The following is a 19,321-nucleotide window of genomic DNA, read 5'->3' on the forward strand; positions in this document are numbered from 1 at the left end:
TGATTTAGCTTATACGACATCGTCGTCATTATACGCAACTGCCGGAATCTCGTCAAGCGCACTACGCGCTGCCCCGTCAAAGGCATCCCAATCGTGACTCGTCAACAATTCCATCTGTGCATCAATCAATACTTTGAACCGATTCCGGTACAATTCGATTTTTTTACGCATCTGTTCCACTTCAAAATCAGTCCGTTGCGCCCGTCGCTGGGCAGAATCTTGTAATTGTTCCGCTTCCCGTTCCGCTTGTTTGACAATCAAACTTGCTTCTTTCGTCGCATTCGCCTTCACTTCTTCAGCCGCTTCTTGCGCCACGATGATGGATTTATTTAACGTCTCCTCCATCGAGCTGAAGTAATCGACACGGGACTGCATATTTTGAATGACTTCTTGCTGTTGACGGTTTTCACGGAGCAACAGTTCAAAATCTTTGATGACTTGATCAAGAAATTCATTGACCTCATCTTCGTCATAGCCGCGAAACTTTCGTGTAAATTCCTTATTGTGAATATCCAGTGGCGTCAATGGCATGATGAAATCCTCCCTCAGCTTGTTGGTTAACCTTTTAGCAGACCGTATTGTAATTTAATCCGATCCCGTTTTGTTGAGCCGAGTACGGCGATCAACTTGACACGCCCCGTTCCGCGAAGTGACAAAAGGTCGCCTTCTTCCAGCAGGAAGCTTGGATCCTCGACAATTTTATAATTGACTTTGCTTTCGCCCTGCTTAATCAAGCTTTGTGCTTTTTGTCTTGAAAATCCAAGAATCTCGCTGACAACCGTATCAAATCGAAGAGAACTGACGAACCCGAGTTCCTCTTGCCATTCTTGATCTTTGATTTTCAGCTGATCCTGTGAATCAACGAGGGATAAACGGATTTTTGTTTTTCCCGCCCGTTCGACATTCACTTCGATATAAGAGGCTACATCTTGCGCCACGGCGAATTGGACTACTTGATCCTGAATGACGACATCCCCGAACTTCCCGCGTTTTAGACCCACGTTCAGCAAAGTACCTGTCACCTGACGATGCGAGAGCTCCACGAATTTGGTAGGATAATGGATGCGATAAATGGCAATATCAAAATCGTCGGCATCAAGCTCATAATAATCCGGTGCAATCAAAGCACGTTTGCGTTCCGCCCCTTCGAAACCGCCCTCAAAAAAGAGGGCACATTTCGTTCCGACGAGTTCACGTGTGATCTGTTGTTCACGGGGATCCAAAAAATCAGTTACTTTGAACGTATACGTCGCTTCGACATGGTCGATCCAGTTTAAGACGAGATCGACGAACTCCCGCTCATGTCCGCGATAATGATCATACACGCTCATTAGAAGAAGATAGCTCCAATGCCTGCCTGTGCTAAGTTAAGCACTAAAAAGGCAACGATAGGCGAAATATCGAGCATTCCTCCGATGGGCGGGATAATCCGTCGGAATGGCGCGAGAAACGGTTCAACTAACATCGCCAAGACTTGACCGAATCGGGATTCCCGTGCATTTGGGAACCACGACAACAGAATATAAGCAATCATGACATAGCTGTAATATTGAAGTAATGTGCTTAACGTACGCCCGATTGCGTACATAACTTGTGAATCCATGTTTACCACCCCTTATGGTTGATATCATCTTCACCGAGCAGGTTCGAAATACTTCCGGCCAACTCGACGTTGTTCGGGACACAGAGGAGTGTATTTTGACTGATTGTCGTAATCGTTCCATCTAAAGCAAACACGACACCTGACAAGAAATTAATCATTTGACGTGACTGATCTTTCGACATCCTTTGCATGTTGACGATGACAGCACGATTTTGACGAAGATGCTCGCCAATTTCCTGCGCTTCGTTAAATACACGCGGTTCACTGAGAATGACTTGTGATTTTGCCTTTTTAGTATGGATGGGTACGATGTTCGTCTGTCTCACAGGCTCCTCCTTTTGAGTAACACTCGGGGTAGATTCCTCATAATACTCCTCATATTCTTGCTGTGAAGCGTCTCTACCTTTATTTATTGTAGCATCATTTTCATATTCGAGTTCATCTAAATCGTCTGTATTTCCGAGAAATAGATTTTGTATTTTTGATTTGAATCCCATATCCATTCTCCTTTCATCTAGATTGCTCGTTTTTATGATTGTACCAACACTGTCCCGACGCGGACATGCGTAGCCCCTTCTTCAATCGCAATGGCATAGTCAGATGACATACCCATCGACAGTTCCGTACACGGAGCATAGGAAAGGCGACGAACTGCCACTTCATCCCGCAACTGACGTAATGACCGGAAAACCGACCGGATGGTTTCTTCGTTTTCCGTTAAAGGCGCCATCGTCATTAAGCCGATGATGCGGACCATCGGATACTGTCCCAATTCGTGCAAAAAAGAAGGCAAGTCGGTCGGGTCGATTCCTTGTTTGGAAGCTTCCCCCGATACATTGACTTGAATGAAGCAATCAATCGGCTGCTTTGCCCGCTTGTTGATTTCTTCCGCCAAATGTAAACGATCCAATGAATGCAAAACGTCGATTTGATCAATGATTTGCCGAACTTTTCGTGTTTGGAGCGTACCGATAAAATGCCATTCACATGCATTGCGTCCTAAAGCTGCTTGTTTATCCGTTAAGCCATCCGGACGATTCTCGCCAAGGGCTGTCACACCTGCTGCCAGCAATTCTGCTGCGACTTCACTTGACACTGATTTCGTCACACCAATCAATTGTACCTGCTTTTTTTGATCGGTCTTTTCATAAGCCTGTTTCATATTTTGTTGAACATGTTTGACATTTTCAGAAATTGACATCAAGAGACTCCTTTACAATCAAACTAGCGAATCGACCGCCGTGATCTCCGTGACGATAGGAGAAGTAATCTTCGGCCTGACAATTTGTACAAAGTCCAGTATCCTGAACGTCGCCAATCCCACTCTGTTCCGCTAACATGGCATTGGTTTTTTGCAGCGACAACATCGCTTTTCCATTGTCTTTTTTGATATACGGGGATTCTTCAAGACCAAGTCGATCAATTGCTTCCAACACAGGACCGTCCACCTCATAACAACACTCACGAATGGATGGACCGATCACCATTTGGACGGAGGCACGATCCGCACCTGCTTGTTCCATTTTCGTTAATGTCGCTTCGACGATGTTAGCAACGGTACCACGCCAACCAGCATGGACATTCGCAATGATGCCTGTTCGAGGATCGCAAAAAAGAAGTGGCACACAATCAGCAAATAGCATCATCAACGCCACGTTCGAATCCGTCGTCACCAGTCCATCTGTACCCTTGATGGCCGTTTCATAATCCAGCGCTCCGCGTCCGGAATCCAGTGTCGTCACTTGTTCAACATGATTTCCATGCACTTGTTCTGCCCAGACCGAATTTTCGAGTGCCAACTCCAGTTGCCGCACGATGACTTGACGATTCTCAACAACACCTTCAGCATCATCTTTAACATGTAACCCCAAATTTCCGTTTCCGTGCGGTGCTGAGAACTTCGTCGTAAAGGCTGCTCGAACCGTCCCTGTCGGTGTATCCCATTTTATCCATTGACCAAACATCTCATCCCATCCTTTTTTAAAAAAAGAGGCGTCGCTTACGCGACACCTCTTCATCTAGCAGTCGTGTCCCTGAAAGATCGAATTAACGGTTGTTCCGGCGAAGGAAAGAAGGAATGTCCATCGTCTCTTCGACATCTGACCCTTTTGCTGATTCTTGGTTCGAGCTACTAGGTGCCTCTTCGACTTGCGGTTTTGGTTCTTCCGCTACCGGCGATGGTGCAGCCTGCTTTTTCTTAAGCAGGTTCTTCATCATTTCCTGAGCTGATGGAATTTCAAAATCAAGCGGTTCATTTTCGAATTCTGTCGCGATGACCGTCACGATGATTTCATCTTCCAGATTGTCATTGATGACAGAACCGAAGATTAAGTTCACCTCTTCATCTGCAGCACTTTGGACAATCTGAGCTGCTTCCGTTACTTCATACAGGCTTAAGTTCGCGCTACCTGTGATGTTCATCAAGACGCCTTTCGCACCCTCGATTGATGTTTCAAGCAACGGACTCGAAATGGCTTTTTTCGCCGCTTCCGTCGCACGATGTTCGCCGGTTGCAACACCGACACCCATCAAAGCAGAACCTTTTTCTGTCATGATCGTTTTGACGTCGGCAAAGTCCAAGTTAATCAGACCTGGTACGGCGATTAGATCGGTAATCCCTTGTACCCCTTGACGAAGTACGTTATCCGCTTCTTTAAACGCTTCAAGCATCGGTGTATTCCGATCGACGATCTCAAGTAATTTATCATTCGGGATAACGATCAGCGTGTCGACTTTTTCTTTAAAGTTCTGAACACCGGATACAGCATGTTGCATGCGTTTACGACCTTCAAACATGAAAGGTTTCGTAACGACACCGACCGTTAAAGCCCCGATTTCTTTAGAAATTTCAGCGATGACTGGTGCTGCACCTGTTCCGGTACCGCCACCCATTCCTGCCGTGACGAAGACCATATCAGCGCCAGAAAGAATTTCTGTCAATTGTTCACGGCTTTCCTCAGCAGCCTTTTTACCGATTTCCGGATTTGCTCCGGCACCGAGACCACGTGTCAGCTTCGCACCTAATTGAAGCTTCACGTCAGCTTGTGACATGTTTAATGCTTGTGCATCCGTATTGACAGCGATGAATTCCACGCCTTGGACACCATGTTCAATCATTCGGTTGACAGCGTTTGATCCACCGCCACCTACTCCGATGACTTTGATTTTAGCTACTTGGTCCATCATTTCATCAAAATGCAACATAAAAGGGGCCCCCTATTTTTTTTTACTGATAATTTTTTATTTAACCGAAAAACTTCTCAAAGAAACTACTGAATGACTTCCGCTCTTTTGGAGGCTGTTCCTTCGGTGTGCGATCTTCGTGTACAGGAGGTGAAGGAGGTGCAAATAGTTCTTCTTGTTCACGTCCTTGTGTCGACGTTCCCTTTTCATCCGCACGATCCAATCCTGACTTCGAAACGGTACTCCGTGACAGGACATATCGTAACATTCCAGCAGCCACGGCGTACTTCGGATGACGAATCCCTAAGCTTGCTGGTTGGTAAACATTGACGCTTTGTTTGAAGACCCGTTTACCGAGCTGGTCAATTCCCGGCAAGGAAGAGCTGCCGCCACAGAGGATGATCCCGCTGTTCATTTGGGAATAACCTGCTTGCGTCATCCGCTTCTGAATCATCTCAAAAATTTCTTCGAGACGCGCTTCGAGTACAAAACCGATTTCGGTTTGCGGTTCAAAGCGGTGCTCCCCGTTGATGGTCACGTACGAGACTTTTTCTTCCGGGTCCCCCAGTGCTTCCAGTGCAACACCATATTCTTCCTTTGCCAATTTGGCATCTTGATATTTACAATTCATTTTATACGTCAAATCGCGTGTCAGATGATCTCCACCATACGATAATGTCGTTGAATACACTAAATCATTTTTTTCGTAGATTGAAAGCGTCGTTGTCTCGTGACCGATATCAATGATACCGACACCAAGTTCCAACTCATCGATGGAAGCAGCAATCCGCGAGACCGCTAAACTCTCGAGCACGTATCCCGCAAGCTCAAGGCCGGCCCGTTCAATCGAACGTTTCATGCTATGTAGGATTGTCTTCGCTCCAATGATCAGTTTCCCCGTCACTTCTAAGCGATAACCTATCATACCACGAGGATCCGTGATTTCCGTCTGTTGGTCGACCGTAAATGTTTTAGGCAACACATCGACGACACTCAATTCATTAGGAATTCGCATGACCATGGCTGAATGGAGAACATCTTTCACATCATCATCTGTGATTTCGTTATCTTCACCTTTGATTGATGTCATCCCTTGGCAGTCTTTCACCTGAATATGTTCACCGGAAATTGCTACATATACTTCACCAATCGGCTCACCGAGTGTACGTTCCACTTCTGTAACCGCTTGTTTGATGGCATTTACTGTTTGATCGATGTCAACGATGACACCTCGCTTAACGCCTGCGGATGGTGCAGATCCTTCCGCCAAGACATTTAATGTTCCACCAAGAAGTTCACCAACAATGAGTTTCACTTCCGATGTCCCAATATCTAGCGCGGCAATCGTACCTTTCGTTTCCATGGGAGTGACACCTCCACTTTCATAATACTAATACTATCGTTCCTGTTTATATTTACAGGAATCGAGACAATCTTCTTCTCGTTTAAGTCTACACTATAAAAAACCTTACGAAAAGAAGTTATTGCCTGACATACCCATCTAATAGATTACGATTTGATGACGATATGTCCGCTTTCTTCCTAATGAAAACAAACGTTTGTCAAACCAATCTAATCAAGGATGATTTTTTCTATTTTTTACCTTTATATGGTTTAAAATAGATTCCGCCATCGATAGTGATTGTTCCGGTCTTTCCTTTCGGTAAAGCCGAAATCACCTTGACATATTCATTCAACGAGTTAGAAAAAGCCGATGTACTCAATAAGACAGTATTCCCGTCCGTCATGAATAACTTCAATCCACCTTTGTCCGTCTGATCGTTTGCCACGATTTCCGAAATCCGGCTCCGGACTTTCGGTTCGATTTTGACAAGCTCTTTTGTCAGACGACGCAAGGATTGATCCGTAAATCCTGTTAGAATCGGTGCATCAAATAATTCTTCCTTTGATTTCCCGGGAAGAATCGTTCCATCCGCTAAGACGATCCGCGCACCAGGTTTATCCTTGGCATAGGCGATTTCTTTTTCTTCGACGACTTCCACTTTGTAATGATGCAAAAAGGTTTGACTCATCGTCGCTTCGCGAATACCTGGAACGTTTTCAATCCGTTCTAACACGGCTTCTTCCGACACATTGAAAGCATGTGTCTCCTTCACCTGGATACGTGATGCTTGAATGATGTCTTCCTTCTTTACGTTCACAGTCCCGTTGACGTCAAATGTCGCGACACGCGAGAAACTCGATTGAAGATAAAAGACAACACCAATCAATAGACCGATCAGGATGAGGACGTAGATTAAGCGTCGGTTCGCCTTCTTCCGGCGTTGCTCACGGACGTATGGAATTTTATCTTCTAAACTGCGGACAGTCGTATCCGTCTTCGGCTGTCTGGCCGGCTGTTCTTCCTTCACGTAAGCCTCTCCCTCCGTTATCTTTAATTTCATTACCTTATCGGTCTATCCCTGCAATCATTTAGTTTTTTTGCTGAATCAACCGTAACAATTCATCGACCAAATCACTTGCTGCGTTCGGCATGCCGAGAGCCAGTGAAGCCTGAGACATCGGGATTTGATTTTTAATAGCCTCTGTACATGCTTCAAACAACCGGTCACCTGATAAATCCGATTCCCGGATCAACAGACTTGCACCTGTTTCTACGAGCGATGAGGCATTGACTTCTTGGTGATTTTCCGTCACATACGGACTCGGTATCAAGACACTCGGCAGTCCGAGCGTCGTCAATTCGGCTAAGGTACTCGCACCGGAGCGCGATACGACGAGTTGACTTGCTTTAAGAATCAACGGCAGATCATAAATAAATGGCCGCAACTGGATTCGGTCCGGTACTGTTCCAAGCTGACGTTGAATTTCTTCATAATGTACCTGACCGGTAACAAATAACAGCGACCAGTCCGTTTCCGTCAATTTCGGAATCATCTCAACGACAGCTTTATTAATAGCCGGCGCACCGCGACTGCCACCGTATACGACGATCAAGGGACGATCTGCGGCAAAACCGTATTTCTGCTTTTCTTCAACCGGATCAATTTCCAGTAAAGCCACTTCCGAAGCACGGGGGTTACCGATCAAAACCGTTTTCCTTTCGTTTTTTCCAAAATGATGACCGGATCCTTTAAAGGATAAGGCGACTCGATCCACATAGCGTGCCAAAAACTTGTTCGTAATACCCGGCAGACTGTTTTGTTCATGTACGAGTGTCGTATACCCCATTTTTGCCGCTGTATACAAGACTGGTCCACATACAAAACCACCTGTTCCGACAACGATGTCGGGTTTAAAGTCACGTAATAACTTTCGCACGCGTACGACACTCTTTAAAAAACGAACTCCGGTCTTCACGTTTTCAAACGAAAGAGACCGGCGGATGCCTGAAATTTCAATCGACTCAAACGGGATTCCAGCTCGCCGGACGATATCTGCTTCAAGTCCATTTTCTGTTCCGATATACAATACTTCACATGGTGTACGCCGTTCAATCTCACGTATCATGGCTAAGGCCGGATAGATATGACCACCTGTCCCGCCACCCGAAACTACAATCCTCATTAAGCCGTACCTCCTATTTGTCGGACGGAACGGATAAAATGTTCGCCGCGTTCTTCATATGTCTTGTACTGGTCCCAACTCGCTGAAGCAGGGGACAACAAGATAATGTCACCTGGTTGCGAGACCGCAAACGCTGTTTTGACCGCTTCTTCCATTCCTGATACAACGGTCGAGGCAATCTGTTGTTCCGCCGCTAAATCTGCAAAACGTTGCCCGGTCTCTCCCAGTCCAATGACGTGTTTCACCTGCGTCATCGCACTTGCCAACGGTCTCAAATCAGCACCTCGCTCCAGCCCGCCGCATAACCAAACGATCGAAGAATGAAATCCGGATAATGCCGCTTCCGTCGCTACGTTATTTGTTGCTTTCGAATCGTTATATACTTTTCGCCCTGCAAACTCTCCGACGTATTCTGTCCGGTGAGCCACACCTCCGAACGTCCGCAAGACATCTTGAATCTCTGAAAGTGGAAGATCAAACGGTTCAACCAATGTCAACGCTGCTAGAACATTTTCAAGGTTGTGTCCGCCGCCGAGTGCTAATTCTTGAATTGGTAAAATCTCTTTGTGACCCACAAAGATGCTTCCTTCTTTCGCTTCGGCGTAAGCTGATTGATGACGCGAGAACGTCAACCGTTCTGCCACCGCCGTTTCACTCAAGCGCATGATCTCTTCATCGTCGGCATTGACGACAAGCCGTCCGGTCGCATCCATGTTCGCAAAGATACGTGCTTTTGCAGCCGCATACGACGTCACATCACCATGATAATCTAGGTGAGCCGGTGAAAGATTTAAAAAAGCTGCAGTATTTGGCTGGAACGATTCAATCCCCATCAATTGAAAACTGGACAGTTCGATGACAATTACATCATTCGCTTGCGCTTGTTGCGCCACCTCGACTGCCGGGAATCCGATGTTTCCGGCCAGATGGACCGTCCGTGATCCGCGTTTTAACAGTTCATGTACAAGCGTCGTCGTCGTCGTTTTACCATTTGATCCCGTAATCGCCACCCAATCCGCGTTTGTCGAACGGTAAGCCAGTTCTACTTCCGTCCAAATCGGAATCTGACGTTTCATCGCCTCTTGCAATAAAGGAATCTGGTACGGGATTCCTGGGTTTTTAACAATCAATTCCGTTTCGTCAAGTAACGATAACGGATGGCTGCCAAAAATCGTCTCTACATTCAAACGTTTAAGTGTTTGGATATCGTCATCCGACGGTGTTCCACCGTCGTTCACCGTCACGACTGCTCCTGTACTGACAAGATACGTCGCGGCTGCAATTCCACTTTTCGCCGTACCAAGAACCAACACTTTTTTCTGATCCAGTTCAGAAGTTTTCATCTTTAAATCGCTCACTTTCTTCACACGAATTTCAGTTATACAAACAGATAGGCGATGAACGCGACAATCAAACTGATTGAAGCAAATGTTCCGACAATCCGCCATTCGCTCCAACCGACCATTTCAAAATGGTGATGAATCGGACTCATCTTAAAGATACGTTTTCCTGTCGTTTTGAAAGAAATGACTTGTAAAATGACCGATAACGTCTCAACGACGAAAACAATCCCAATCAGTACAAGCAACAGTTCTAGTTTCAAAAGAATCGACAATCCGGCTAGAGCTGCTCCTAAAGCGAGTGACCCTGTGTCACCCATGAAAATCTTCGCCGGGTAGACGTTAAACACAAGAAAACCAATTAACGCTCCAACAGCCGAAAATGCAAACAAAGCAATCCCGGGTTCATCGGCAAGTAACCAACTGTAAAGACCAAAAAATAAAAAGGTCGGAATGGCTGTAAAGGACACGAGTCCGTCGAGTCCGTCCGTCAAGTTCACTGCATTTGAGAATCCGACGAGCCAAAATAATGCGACTAGTGGATACAGAATACCGAAATCAATCGACCAGGTCGTAAATGGAATCGACAGATACGTCGCTTCACTCGTGAAACCGCCGCTTAACCAGACGAATAATAAACCAACGACGATTTGTCCGACTAATTTTTGTTTGGAATTCAAACCCAAATTCCGTTTTTTGACGACTTTGATGTAATCATCGATAAAACCGATGGCACCATAGGCAAGCGTTAAGAACAACAATGCAAGATGATTCTGGTCCATGTCACCCATGAACAACAGAACAAGCAAGCTGCCAATCATCGCGAGCAAAATGACGATTCCGCCCATCGTCGGTGTCCCGGATTTCACTTGATGCCAATCCGGACCTTCTTCTCGGATTTCCTGACCAAATTTGAGACTGTGTAAAAACGGGATCGCTTTTGGCATGACGAGTATGACAACCAAAAACGCAACAATTAAACTGATGAATAATGTGATCATTGCAAACACCTACTTTTAAGAATTAAGTTGCAGTTAAATACGTGAAAATTTGTTCCAAGGCCATCCCGCGGGATGCTTTTAATAAAACGACCGTTTGCTCTCCGAGCAATGGCTGGAGGACATATGCGGCTGCTTCGACCGTGTCCGCAAATTGGACTTGGACGGTCGGATCAACGATTCCTTCCGCAATGTAACGTCCTTTCTCCCCTACAAGAATAGCATGGGAGACAGGAAGTGTAATGTTCTTCCCGACAGAGGCATGTAACAGATGCTCTTGATGTCCCAGTTCATACATATCACCTAGAACAACAACTTTATTCGTGAATCCGTCGAGTGTCGCAATCGTTTCGATTGCCGCATTCATCGATGTCGGACTGGCGTTGTAAGCATCGTTAATGATGGCTGTTTTTCCGTACATCAACCGTTCCATTCGCATGGGTGTCAGTTGAACCTCATTCAGACCCGCTTGGATAAGCGTATCTGACACTCCGAGAGCTCTCGCCGTCGCAATCGCATACGCTGCATTTCGGATTTGATGTTTCCCGAGTACGGGAAGACTGAACGTCGCCCCATCAAATTTAAATGTCGTTCCGATGAACGTCGCTTCTGCCTGCTCGATGATGAAGGTGTTCGACGGATGATATCCGATTCGTTCGGCCGGTACTTCTTTGATTAACGGTTCATCGCCGTCTACAAAGAGATGTCCGTCCGGCTTCAGACCGGACCGGATTTCAAGTTTCGCTCGGGCGATTCCTGTTCGTCCACCAACTTGTTCCGCATGGGATTCACCGATGTTTGTAACTAACGCAATATCAGGTTCTGCTAAGTTCGACAATAGTTCAATATCTCCAAATCCGTTCATTCCCATCTCGAGTACAGCAACTTCCGTATCCATCGGCATCTTCAAGATCGTTAACGGCATACCAATGTCGGAATTAAAATTCCCCGCTGTTTTATGCGTACGGAACGTTTGTTTCAGAACACTGTCAATCATATCCTTGGTGGACGTTTTTCCATTCGATCCGGTAATGGCTATGACTTTCGGCGCTACCTGTTTCAAATACAGTCGTGCAATTTGCTGTAATGCTGCCAGCGGATCTTCAACCTCCAGTACAACCACGTCCGCTTTCGGAAAAGGAATTCCCTTTTTCCACAGCGTCGCGATGGCACCTTGTTCGACTGCTCCCTCGATGAACGAATGTCCGTCGACGCGTGCTCCTTGAATCGGAACATACAATCCTTCAGTCAAAATCGCTCTTGAATCTGTTGCAAAATTTCGTAAAGGTCGCGAATCGGTTTCATCCAATCCCAACCACTGTGCCAGTTGTGCTATCGTTACCATCTACTGTTTCCTCCACTCGTTTACAGCAAACGAGGACGAACGGAAGTCAACGAATGACTCCGGTCCGTCCTCGTTTCACTGCAGAAATCAGGAGACCGCTGTATCTTACTCTTTTGGTTCAGCGAGTTCCACCGTCAGCTTTCCATTTTCTTTCACCAGTGTACCAGTTCGCGCCGATTGTTTGGTTACAAAACCTTTACCAATCACATCTAACTTTAGATTGTAAAGACTGACCAACTTCTTGACGTCCCGTTGCGACCAACCGGTTAAGTCCGGCATTTTAAACGTTTGCGCCGTTTTTAACAGTACACGTTCTCCACTCACAAACTCTTGACCGCGGGTCGGAATTTGCGATACGACTTCGACACCGTCACCTAAAACGACCGGCACCGCACCTTGGTCTTCTGCCATTGTCTCCGCCTGGTTCATACTCTTTCCGATGTAGCTCGGAACGATTTTCGCTTTGACGTCAACCGATTCCTTTTGCGTCGCCGGCTTGATGCTCCGGTATTGGAGCGCTGTGTTCATGACACTTTTGAAGACCGGACTCATGATACTCGGTCCGGATACCGACGATTCATTTTTAGAAGGACGGTCAACTGCGATATACATGATCAGTTCCGGATCGTCCTTAGGCGCCATACCGATGAAGGAATGAATGAACTGACCTTGAATATACTTTCCTTTTTCTGAAATCTGGGCTGTCCCTGTTTTTCCGATGACACGGTAATCTTTCAGCTTATACATCTGTCCGGTACCGATTTTACTGTTGACAACGCCGTCTAACGCTTCCCGGGTTGCTTTCGCCGCTTCAGCAGAAATCGGTTTTCCGACGACTTCCGTTTTCGCTTTGTACGGGGCTTTATCCGTATGGTCCGCTTTTTGAATAATGTGCGGTTTGACCATTTCTCCGTTTCCGGCAATGGCTGTCGCGCCCTGAAGAATTTGCATCGGTGTCACTGCCGTCGATTGCCCCCATGAGGTAATCACTGTATTCAACGGTTTGGACAGATCAGATTGACTGTTCACTTCACCCGAAATATCTATACCCGTTTTTTGGTCAAAATGAAACTTCTTAAAATAGTCTTTGTACCGCTCGATTCCTAGCTTTTCCGCCGTCAAGATGGAAAACATGACGTTCGAGGAATGGTAGACACCTTCAATCATCGGGATGGTACCCCATCCTACATCATTGTAGTCTTTAATGACTGTTCCCTTATAATTGTAACTTCCGGATTTGTACGGTTCGTTTGGACGGAAGACACCAGCATCGATCGCCGCTGCCAATGTAAAGATCTTCATCGTTGATCCCGGCTCGAAACGGGACGACACGCCAAAGTTCGTAAAGTCCTTCATGTCGCGTAAATTAGGATTAAAAGACGGTCGATCGGCCATCGCCAGAATTTCACCTGTTTTGGCATCCATGACGATACCGGTTGCATTTTTCGGCTTATATTCGTTGTACATTTTTTGCATCTGTTTCTCGAGTGCTTGTTGAATCCGGTGGTCAATCGTTAAATACAGATTAGATCCGTCTTTAGGTTCGTTGGAGATCTTCGATACACCTTGAATCAGTTCACCACCGCTGCGATCCTTTTCAAACACACGGGACCCAAAGGATTCACGTAAGGCATTGTCATACTGCTTTTCAATTCCCATCTGTCCTTGTAAAACGACGCGTCCCGTATCTTCTGTTATTTTCTGGACAAAACCTAACGTATCCGACAAGAAGATTCCGTTTGGATAGTACCGTTTCGGCTCCTCAATCAGACGAATGCCGGGTAGTTTCAAACGATCAATCTTTTCTTTTTGTTCAACCGTTAAATCGTTACCTTTTTTTCCGAACTCGATTTGAGCACGGTCTTTGTTCTCAATCAAATACGTTTCCAGTTCTTTGACCGACATACCAAGAATCGGCGCAAGTCCTGTCGCCGTTTTCTTGAAGTCGACCACCGTCGCGTCGGGATCTTTTTCACCACCCAATCGATACACTGCCACCAAATGATAAGACGGGATATTGATCGCAATCGGTGAACCGAGTCGGTCAAAGATTTCTCCACGTTCCGCCGACAACGTCGCCTGAGCTTCCCAGCGTTTTTTTTCGGCATAGACAATCATGTCTTCCCCGTGAAATTTCTTTGTCGTCGATAAATACAAAAAGCGCGAAATGAACACCAAAAAGAGAGCAGCAAATATCAACATGACAAAAGCTACTCTCCGTCGGGATTTAGATAGTGGATTCATTTAGGAATCACCTTAATGTTCCCTTTTCGCATATCAAGACCTTGTTCTTTCGCAATCTTGTAAATTCGTTCTGGAGAGCTTAAGTTGGTCACTTCGAGTTGAAGGCGTTCATTTTCTTTTTTCATCTCTTGTGTGACTTGGTTTTCCTTCGCAAGATCACGGCTCACGTTGTACGCTTCGTTATGAGCCCCAATCGTTACACTGCCGAAGAGAACAATCCCGCCGATCATCGCACTGTATAAAAATTTTTCAAATGGGTATAAACGGTATTTTGGACGAACCGCGACGCGCCGTGCGATATCTTCCGTCTTACGTGGTTGCTGGACAGGTTGCTGTCGCGCAGGTTCCATAGATTGAATCGGTTTACGAAGTGGTTCTGCCATTTGAATGCTCCTCTCAACTTTCCTTCATTTTTTCAACAATTCGTAACTTAGCGGAGCGTGAACGACGATTATCATCGAGTTCGTCATCTCCTGCAGTGATCGGTTTTCGTGTAACTAGACGTAATTCCGGCTCAAACTCTTTCGGAATCATCGGTAATCCGGGTGGAAGTTCCGGCAGTGATGACTTTTCCTTAAATGCTTGCTTGCACATACGGTCTTCGAGTGAATGGAAAGTGATGACACATAAGCGTCCACCAACTGCCAAAAGATCAATCGCTTGATAGACAGCGCGGTCAAAAACATTTAATTCATCATTCACGGCAATCCGAATTGCTTGGAACGTCCGTTTTGCAGGATGTCCGCCTTTTCGTCTAGCCGGAGCTGGAATGGCGTCCTTGATCAACTCGACGAGTTCAAACGTCGTTTCGATTGGCCCAAGTTCACGTGCCTTTTCAATCTTGCGGGCAATCTGTTTGGAGAACTTTTCTTCCCCGTATGTAAACAAGATCCGGACAAGATCGTTATACGGCCACTCATTGACGACTTCAAATGCTGAAAGCGGTGACGTTTGGTCCATCCGCATATCGAGTCGGGCGTCAAAGTTGTAACTGAATCCTCGCTCGCCTTCGTCTAGCTGGGGAGAAGATACACCAAGATCAAACAAAATCCCGTCTACCTTTGTAACGGATCGCGCCTCTAATTCTTCTTTTAAATGTACGAAATTACTTTTTATTAATGTAAAGCGACCTTCATACGCCGCGAGACGTTCTGCTGCATGTGCCAGTGCGACATCATCTTGATCAAATGCATACAGATGTCCTGTCGTCAGTTGTTTGACGATTTCTTCACTGTGCCCTGCTCCACCTAACGTACAATCGACATAAATCCCGTCAGGTTTGATATTTAGTCCTTTGATGGACTCCCATTTTAATACTGTTTCATGCTCAAACATGTGCTGCCTCACCTTTCACTGTCCAAACTGGACGTTACTCTTTTTCAATGTATCATATTCTTTCTTAAAAACGTTACGAAAATGAGACAGTTTCCTTGATTTTTTGAACTTTTGTGTATCTTTCGTTAAAAAATCAAAAAAACCTGCATTATCAGCAGGTTTAAATCATAATTTTCAATTGTTCCGCTTCAAGTTGCTCGTATTCGACACGAAGGACCCGGAGTAAATCCAAGCCATACCGATTCAGCCACGGCAACAACGAATGCATTCTCTCCTGCGGTATATTATCTGGTGCCAATTGATACTGGAGTGCGCGATCGGAACGATTGGTTTGTTCATGAAGACGTCGTTTCTGATCGATGATCATTTCAAAGGTCAGTTGAAGCTGTTTATTGAGTTTCGTAGCAATTCCTGTCGTATTCAAAGCCTGTTTTTCAATACGTTGAATTTCTTCGAGTAAAACGTCACTCAGCAATGACGACGTATGCAACTCCCGTTTTATCCCCGTCTCGTCAAACGCTGTCAGCGGAATACCGTTTTGCAAGGCTTCCTCTACTCGTAAACCGTGTTGATTCAACCGCTTGTCATCCCGTGCTTGCAACAGCACTGCACCCATACGCGGAATCAACAACGGCATCGTCCAATCAAAGTGATGGAACAACGGACGCAGTCTTGTCCAGTACGCAAGTTCTCCCGGTCCACCGATATACGCAAGCGTCGGGAATAAGTAGTCCTGCATCAACGGACGTGTAACGACGCTGTTTGAGAATCGCTCCGGACTCGTGTATAACAACGCCAATAGTTCAAGTTCTGTGTACGTCTTACCTTGCTTTGTCGTAAAGTCTGCGTCAGGATACAACAATTCCCGTCCAATATCTTCGACAAACAGATGCGCTGCGTCTTCGTTTAAAAATGTATCCGGTAAATCCTTCGTCTGACGAATACCTTCCGATAGTGCATGTCGAATCTCGTCATTATCTTGAATCAACCGTTCGAAAAACGGGATTTCGAGTCGACGGACAGCTTCCGTATCGGCATCAAAAAAGATAATATCATGATCGACAAGCTCGCCTAAAAACGCTGAAAAGAAACCACCGTAAGTTGTACTCGTTTCAATCAACCGGTCGGATAATGCGAGCAATTCTTTTGTATAGCGCGTCTCCTGTTCCGTACACAATGCTTGGCGAACGATGTCCTTCACTGCCGCCTTGTCAAACGATAAACGGCTGATGGACCGTGTAATCGAATCTGGCGGCGTGACCGACAGCTTCCGCGTCTTGAAATCGTGTGTCGGAACAATCAGATGATTGATTTCGTCAAAGTCATGATCTTCGGTCGCAAGCCAAAAAATCGGAAGGACCGGTCGTCCGAGCAATTGTTCTGTCTGGCGCGCGACCTTCAGACAAGTCAATAATTTATAGACGGCATAAAGAGGCCCCCCGAAAATCCCTGTCTGTTGACCGGTAATCACAACTTGGGCTTCTCCCGTGCGTAACAGCTCAAGGCGTTTCTTTAAAGAACTATCCAAGCGTGGATTTTGCTGTATCAATTCGTCGACAAGAGGACTGAGATGCGTGTATTGCCGTTCTTCCAAGAGTCGGCTTCTCGTCTGCATTCCTTCTGATCCAATGTGATCCACATATTTTGAAAAATCTTGTTGTACCGCTTGATGCATCAGCGATTTTTCATCATACAAGGCGTGAAATGGCTGTACCTTCAAACAAAATCCCTTCTTTCTAACGATATCAATGAATGAAAAACTGACGAATCCCGATTCCAAGCAACAACAATTGAAGCGGCAAGGCAATCAAGATGGTAATCCGCCAGCTATGTCGAATCATCTGTCTATAATCTACATCCACTTTTTTGATTCGTTGCCACAAGGCATTGACTGCAAAAATCAAGAGTACGGCAATTAAGAGCCACCCTAAATAATTTTGACCCGTTAATGCAATCAAGGCGACGTGAATCCCATACAATACGATGAATGTACCTAAATCAAGTGCAAAACGAACGGCTTTTCCATGTTGGCGAAAGACAACCAAAAAAATAATGTATAAGCTGATCAAGCTGAAAATCGGAAAAATAATAAACCACGTCACATCGAATCCCCTCTTTTTTCCTGAGATTTAATCTGGTGATAATAAAACGTCAGTAAGGGTGTCGGTTCACTTGCTTGTTCGAGAATATAACCGACAATCGGTTCAATTTCTGTTTGTCTTCCATGCTCTAGATCTTGAAGCATCGACGAACGATTTAGCGCAGTTCGTCTGATGACCTGTTCGATTTCTTCATATGTGATAGGATGCTTTGGAAAAACGTTCCGCACCTCTTCAAAAATACCGTATGCTTTTGCAACATATGGTGTTTCCAATAATTGACCATTCGGTATCCGGTAGTAGGCAGTCAATGGGTTGATAACCGCGTTCATGAATAATTTCGTTAACATGACCTGTTCAATATTCAGGACATGCTCAAACTGTAAAGATGTCGCTTCGAGCATCGGAACAAAGGACTGCCCGTAGCGGATACGTCCCATTCCGGTATGCTGCACCGCATACTGTCCCGTTTTCATGGCACCATGTTCAACGATCCCAAACAGAGCATGTTGTACCCGCTCCGCCTCTTTCACATGTCCCATTCCGTTCTGCAGGAACATGACTGGCATCTTTCCGGTCGTCAGATACGGCATCACACTTTTTATATCATACGACTTTGTCGTCACGAATACCAAGTCTTGTGACTCGAATTGATCAAGCGGTCGCACCTCTACAGGTGAACTGACTTGATCATCGCGGAGAATCGTGATGTTGTGCGCTGTCGTCTGTCTCGTATAGAGTGTCACATCATGCTGCTCTGCAAGGTAGGATGCGATCAATAATCCAATCGATCCGGCACCGATGATTCCCACTTTACTCATTCGTTCACTCTCCTTTGCTCATCAAAAAAAGCGACCTGTCAAACCGATTGCTCGATTCTAGGGTCGCTTTTATACCGATCATTCAGCTTACTTGCTGACGATTTCTTTACCTTTGTACGAGCCACATGCTTTACAAACGCGGTGTGAAAGTTTCATTTCACCACAGTTTGGGCACTCGACCATACCTGGTACACGGAGTTTGAAATGAGTACGGCGAAGACGTTTGCGTGTTTTCGACGTTCTGCGGAATGGTACTGCCATCGTTGTCCACCTCCTTGAAAAAATACACTCGTCTTTATGAAAAGATTAGGAATCCTGATCCTTTTTAAAGAACTGAGCGAGACCCGCAAGTCGCGGATCAATTTTTGGTTCAGCTTCTTCTGGCGCTTCTTCAGAGAGAATCGTCCAGCCTTCCCCTTGAACCAACTGATTTTCTTCATCATCCCCATGCACTTGCACTGGCACATGAAGTAAAATCAATTCTTGCACGAGTGGTTGAAGATCAACCGTGTTCCCGTTTGGTAAATTGATGTCATCCGAGTCACTCGGAACAGCATCAACTTCAAGCAGAAACGACTCGATCGATTCAATCTCGAACGGGTACGCGACGTCACTCAGCGTCCGGGCATCCGGAAGCGTCATTTCACCTGTAATCCGGAGATTGAATATTAATTGATTCGATGTAAACGATGCATTTGCACGAACGTGCACAGGTTGCACCGCCCGGATATCCGGATGGAGGGCGATAAGCTCAGGAAGCTCAATCGTCTCGTTAACCTGAAGTTGACCCAGATTGCGCAATTTATTCAATTGCATCAGGGACCA

The 19,321-nt window shown here is 45.8% G+C and carries 21 protein-coding genes and 1 other annotated feature (1 of these 22 running past the window's edge); all 21 genes read right to left on the minus strand.

Annotation, left to right across the window (positions count from 1 at the left end; genetic code table 11):
* Positions 1-9 (minus strand) — a binding site (T-box leader) (it extends 220 nt beyond the left edge of the window).
* The 21 genes from ACHA8N_RS01445 to ACHA8N_RS01545 all read right to left on the minus strand — a co-directional run bounded on the left by ACHA8N_RS01445 (position 10) and on the right by ACHA8N_RS01545 (position 19,312).
* Complete coding sequence (locus ACHA8N_RS01445; protein WP_147510815.1) at positions 10-531, minus strand: DivIVA domain-containing protein; 522 nt, start codon at positions 529-531, stop codon at positions 10-12.
* Positions 532-557: 26 nt separating this feature from the next.
* Positions 558-1,331 carry a YlmH family RNA-binding protein gene (locus tag ACHA8N_RS01450; protein WP_147510814.1) on the minus strand — a complete coding sequence of 258 codons (774 nt, stop codon included), beginning with the start codon at positions 1,329-1,331 and terminating at the stop codon, positions 558-560.
* Positions 1,331-1,603, minus strand: coding sequence for a YggT family protein (locus tag ACHA8N_RS01455; RefSeq protein WP_147510813.1), 273 nt, complete (start codon positions 1,601-1,603; stop codon positions 1,331-1,333). The genes ACHA8N_RS01450 and ACHA8N_RS01455 overlap by 1 nt, the downstream gene beginning before the upstream one ends.
* Positions 1,604-1,605: 2 nt before the next feature.
* Complete coding sequence (locus ACHA8N_RS01460) at positions 1,606-1,929, minus strand: cell division protein SepF (RefSeq protein ID WP_393964508.1); 324 nt, start codon at positions 1,927-1,929, stop codon at positions 1,606-1,608.
* A gap of 203 nt (positions 1,930-2,132) precedes the next feature.
* Complete coding sequence (locus ACHA8N_RS01465) at positions 2,133-2,804, minus strand: YggS family pyridoxal phosphate-dependent enzyme (RefSeq protein ID WP_147510811.1); 672 nt, start codon at positions 2,802-2,804, stop codon at positions 2,133-2,135.
* Complete coding sequence (gene pgeF / locus ACHA8N_RS01470; protein WP_393964509.1) at positions 2,791-3,567, minus strand: peptidoglycan editing factor PgeF; 777 nt, start codon at positions 3,565-3,567, stop codon at positions 2,791-2,793. Before pgeF ends, ACHA8N_RS01465 begins: the two co-directional genes overlap by 14 nt.
* A gap of 82 nt (positions 3,568-3,649) precedes the next feature.
* Entirely contained in the window at positions 3,650-4,807 is a 1,158-nt protein-coding gene (gene ftsZ / locus ACHA8N_RS01475; RefSeq protein ID WP_147510809.1) for a cell division protein FtsZ, read from the minus strand.
* A gap of 40 nt (positions 4,808-4,847) precedes the next feature.
* Positions 4,848-6,149, minus strand: coding sequence for a cell division protein FtsA (gene ftsA, locus ACHA8N_RS01480; RefSeq protein WP_393964510.1), 1,302 nt, complete (start codon positions 6,147-6,149; stop codon positions 4,848-4,850).
* A gap of 229 nt (positions 6,150-6,378) precedes the next feature.
* On the minus strand, positions 6,379-7,158 hold the full coding sequence (locus tag ACHA8N_RS01485) for a cell division protein FtsQ/DivIB (RefSeq protein WP_147510807.1): 780 nt from the start codon (positions 7,156-7,158) through the stop codon (positions 6,379-6,381).
* 61 nt (positions 7,159-7,219) lie between these two features.
* Entirely contained in the window at positions 7,220-8,314 is a 1,095-nt protein-coding gene (murG, locus tag ACHA8N_RS01490; protein ID WP_147510806.1) for an undecaprenyldiphospho-muramoylpentapeptide beta-N-acetylglucosaminyltransferase, read from the minus strand.
* Positions 8,314-9,657, minus strand: a complete 1,344-nt coding sequence (gene murD / locus ACHA8N_RS01495; RefSeq protein WP_147510805.1) for a UDP-N-acetylmuramoyl-L-alanine--D-glutamate ligase — start codon at positions 9,655-9,657, stop codon at positions 8,314-8,316. The genes murG and murD overlap by 1 nt, the downstream gene beginning before the upstream one ends.
* A gap of 35 nt (positions 9,658-9,692) precedes the next feature.
* On the minus strand, positions 9,693-10,655 hold the full coding sequence (gene mraY, locus ACHA8N_RS01500) for a phospho-N-acetylmuramoyl-pentapeptide-transferase (protein ID WP_147510804.1): 963 nt from the start codon (positions 10,653-10,655) through the stop codon (positions 9,693-9,695).
* Between the two features lie 22 nt (positions 10,656-10,677).
* A complete protein-coding gene (locus ACHA8N_RS01505; protein ID WP_147510803.1) occupies positions 10,678-11,997 on the minus strand; it encodes a UDP-N-acetylmuramoyl-tripeptide--D-alanyl-D-alanine ligase in 1,320 nt (439 codons plus the stop codon).
* A gap of 105 nt (positions 11,998-12,102) precedes the next feature.
* Positions 12,103-14,241 carry a penicillin-binding protein gene (locus tag ACHA8N_RS01510; protein WP_393964511.1) on the minus strand — a complete coding sequence of 713 codons (2,139 nt, stop codon included), beginning with the start codon at positions 14,239-14,241 and terminating at the stop codon, positions 12,103-12,105.
* Positions 14,238-14,624 carry a cell division protein FtsL gene (gene ftsL / locus ACHA8N_RS01515; RefSeq protein ID WP_393964512.1) on the minus strand — a complete coding sequence of 129 codons (387 nt, stop codon included), beginning with the start codon at positions 14,622-14,624 and terminating at the stop codon, positions 14,238-14,240. Before ftsL ends, ACHA8N_RS01510 begins: the two co-directional genes overlap by 4 nt.
* Before the next feature lie 13 nt (positions 14,625-14,637).
* Entirely contained in the window at positions 14,638-15,576 is a 939-nt protein-coding gene (gene rsmH, locus ACHA8N_RS01520; protein WP_147510800.1) for a 16S rRNA (cytosine(1402)-N(4))-methyltransferase RsmH, read from the minus strand.
* Between the two features lie 160 nt (positions 15,577-15,736).
* Entirely contained in the window at positions 15,737-17,296 is a 1,560-nt protein-coding gene (gene bshC / locus ACHA8N_RS01525) for a bacillithiol biosynthesis cysteine-adding enzyme BshC (RefSeq protein WP_147510799.1), read from the minus strand.
* Between the two features lie 25 nt (positions 17,297-17,321).
* Complete coding sequence (locus ACHA8N_RS01530; protein ID WP_147510798.1) at positions 17,322-17,678, minus strand: DUF3397 family protein; 357 nt, start codon at positions 17,676-17,678, stop codon at positions 17,322-17,324.
* Entirely contained in the window at positions 17,675-18,496 is an 822-nt protein-coding gene (locus ACHA8N_RS01535; protein ID WP_147510797.1) for a ketopantoate reductase family protein, read from the minus strand. The genes ACHA8N_RS01530 and ACHA8N_RS01535 overlap by 4 nt, the downstream gene beginning before the upstream one ends.
* An 87-nt stretch (positions 18,497-18,583) precedes the next feature.
* Positions 18,584-18,757 carry a 50S ribosomal protein L32 gene (gene rpmF, locus ACHA8N_RS01540; protein WP_012370841.1) on the minus strand — a complete coding sequence of 58 codons (174 nt, stop codon included), beginning with the start codon at positions 18,755-18,757 and terminating at the stop codon, positions 18,584-18,586.
* Between the two features lie 45 nt (positions 18,758-18,802).
* The gene (locus ACHA8N_RS01545; RefSeq protein WP_393964513.1) at positions 18,803-19,312 is read right to left on the minus strand and encodes a YceD family protein; all 510 of its coding nucleotides are present in this window, start codon (positions 19,310-19,312) and stop codon (positions 18,803-18,805) included.
* Between the last annotated feature and the right edge of the window lie 9 nt (positions 19,313-19,321).

It is taken from the genome of Exiguobacterium sp. S22-S28 (assembly GCF_043359615.1).
Classification (GTDB): Bacteria; Bacillota; Bacilli; order Exiguobacteriales; family Exiguobacteriaceae; genus Exiguobacterium_A.

Coding starts and splice junctions, on each gene's coding strand:
- ACHA8N_RS01445 (WP_147510815.1), bottom strand. CDS start 531: ATGCCATTGACGCCACTGGATATTCACAATAAGGAATTTACACGAAAG.
- ACHA8N_RS01450 (WP_147510814.1), bottom strand. CDS start 1,331: ATGAGCGTGTATGATCATTATCGCGGACATGAGCGGGAGTTCGTCGAT.
- ACHA8N_RS01455 (WP_147510813.1), bottom strand. CDS start 1,603: ATGGATTCACAAGTTATGTACGCAATCGGGCGTACGTTAAGCACATTA.
- ACHA8N_RS01465 (WP_147510811.1), bottom strand. CDS start 2,804: ATGTCAATTTCTGAAAATGTCAAACATGTTCAACAAAATATGAAACAG.
- pgeF (WP_393964509.1), bottom strand. CDS start 3,567: ATGTTTGGTCAATGGATAAAATGGGATACACCGACAGGGACGGTTCGA.
- ftsZ (WP_147510809.1), bottom strand. CDS start 4,807: ATGTTGCATTTTGATGAAATGATGGACCAAGTAGCTAAAATCAAAGTC.
- ftsA (WP_393964510.1), bottom strand. CDS start 6,149: ATGGAAACGAAAGGTACGATTGCCGCGCTAGATATTGGGACATCGGAA.
- murG (WP_147510806.1), bottom strand. CDS start 8,314: ATGAGGATTGTAGTTTCGGGTGGCGGGACAGGTGGTCATATCTATCCG.
- murD (WP_147510805.1), bottom strand. CDS start 9,657: ATGAAAACTTCTGAACTGGATCAGAAAAAAGTGTTGGTTCTTGGTACG.
- mraY (WP_147510804.1), bottom strand. CDS start 10,655: ATGATCACATTATTCATCAGTTTAATTGTTGCGTTTTTGGTTGTCATA.
- ACHA8N_RS01505 (WP_147510803.1), bottom strand. CDS start 11,997: ATGGTAACGATAGCACAACTGGCACAGTGGTTGGGATTGGATGAAACC.
- ACHA8N_RS01510 (WP_393964511.1), bottom strand. CDS start 14,241: ATGAATCCACTATCTAAATCCCGACGGAGAGTAGCTTTTGTCATGTTG.
- ftsL (WP_393964512.1), bottom strand. CDS start 14,624: ATGGCAGAACCACTTCGTAAACCGATTCAATCTATGGAACCTGCGCGA.
- rsmH (WP_147510800.1), bottom strand. CDS start 15,576: ATGTTTGAGCATGAAACAGTATTAAAATGGGAGTCCATCAAAGGACTA.
- ACHA8N_RS01535 (WP_147510797.1), bottom strand. CDS start 18,496: ATGAGTAAAGTGGGAATCATCGGTGCCGGATCGATTGGATTATTGATC.
- rpmF (WP_012370841.1), bottom strand. CDS start 18,757: ATGGCAGTACCATTCCGCAGAACGTCGAAAACACGCAAACGTCTTCGC.
- ACHA8N_RS01545 (WP_393964513.1), bottom strand. CDS start 19,312: ATGCAATTGAATAAATTGCGCAATCTGGGTCAACTTCAGGTTAACGAG.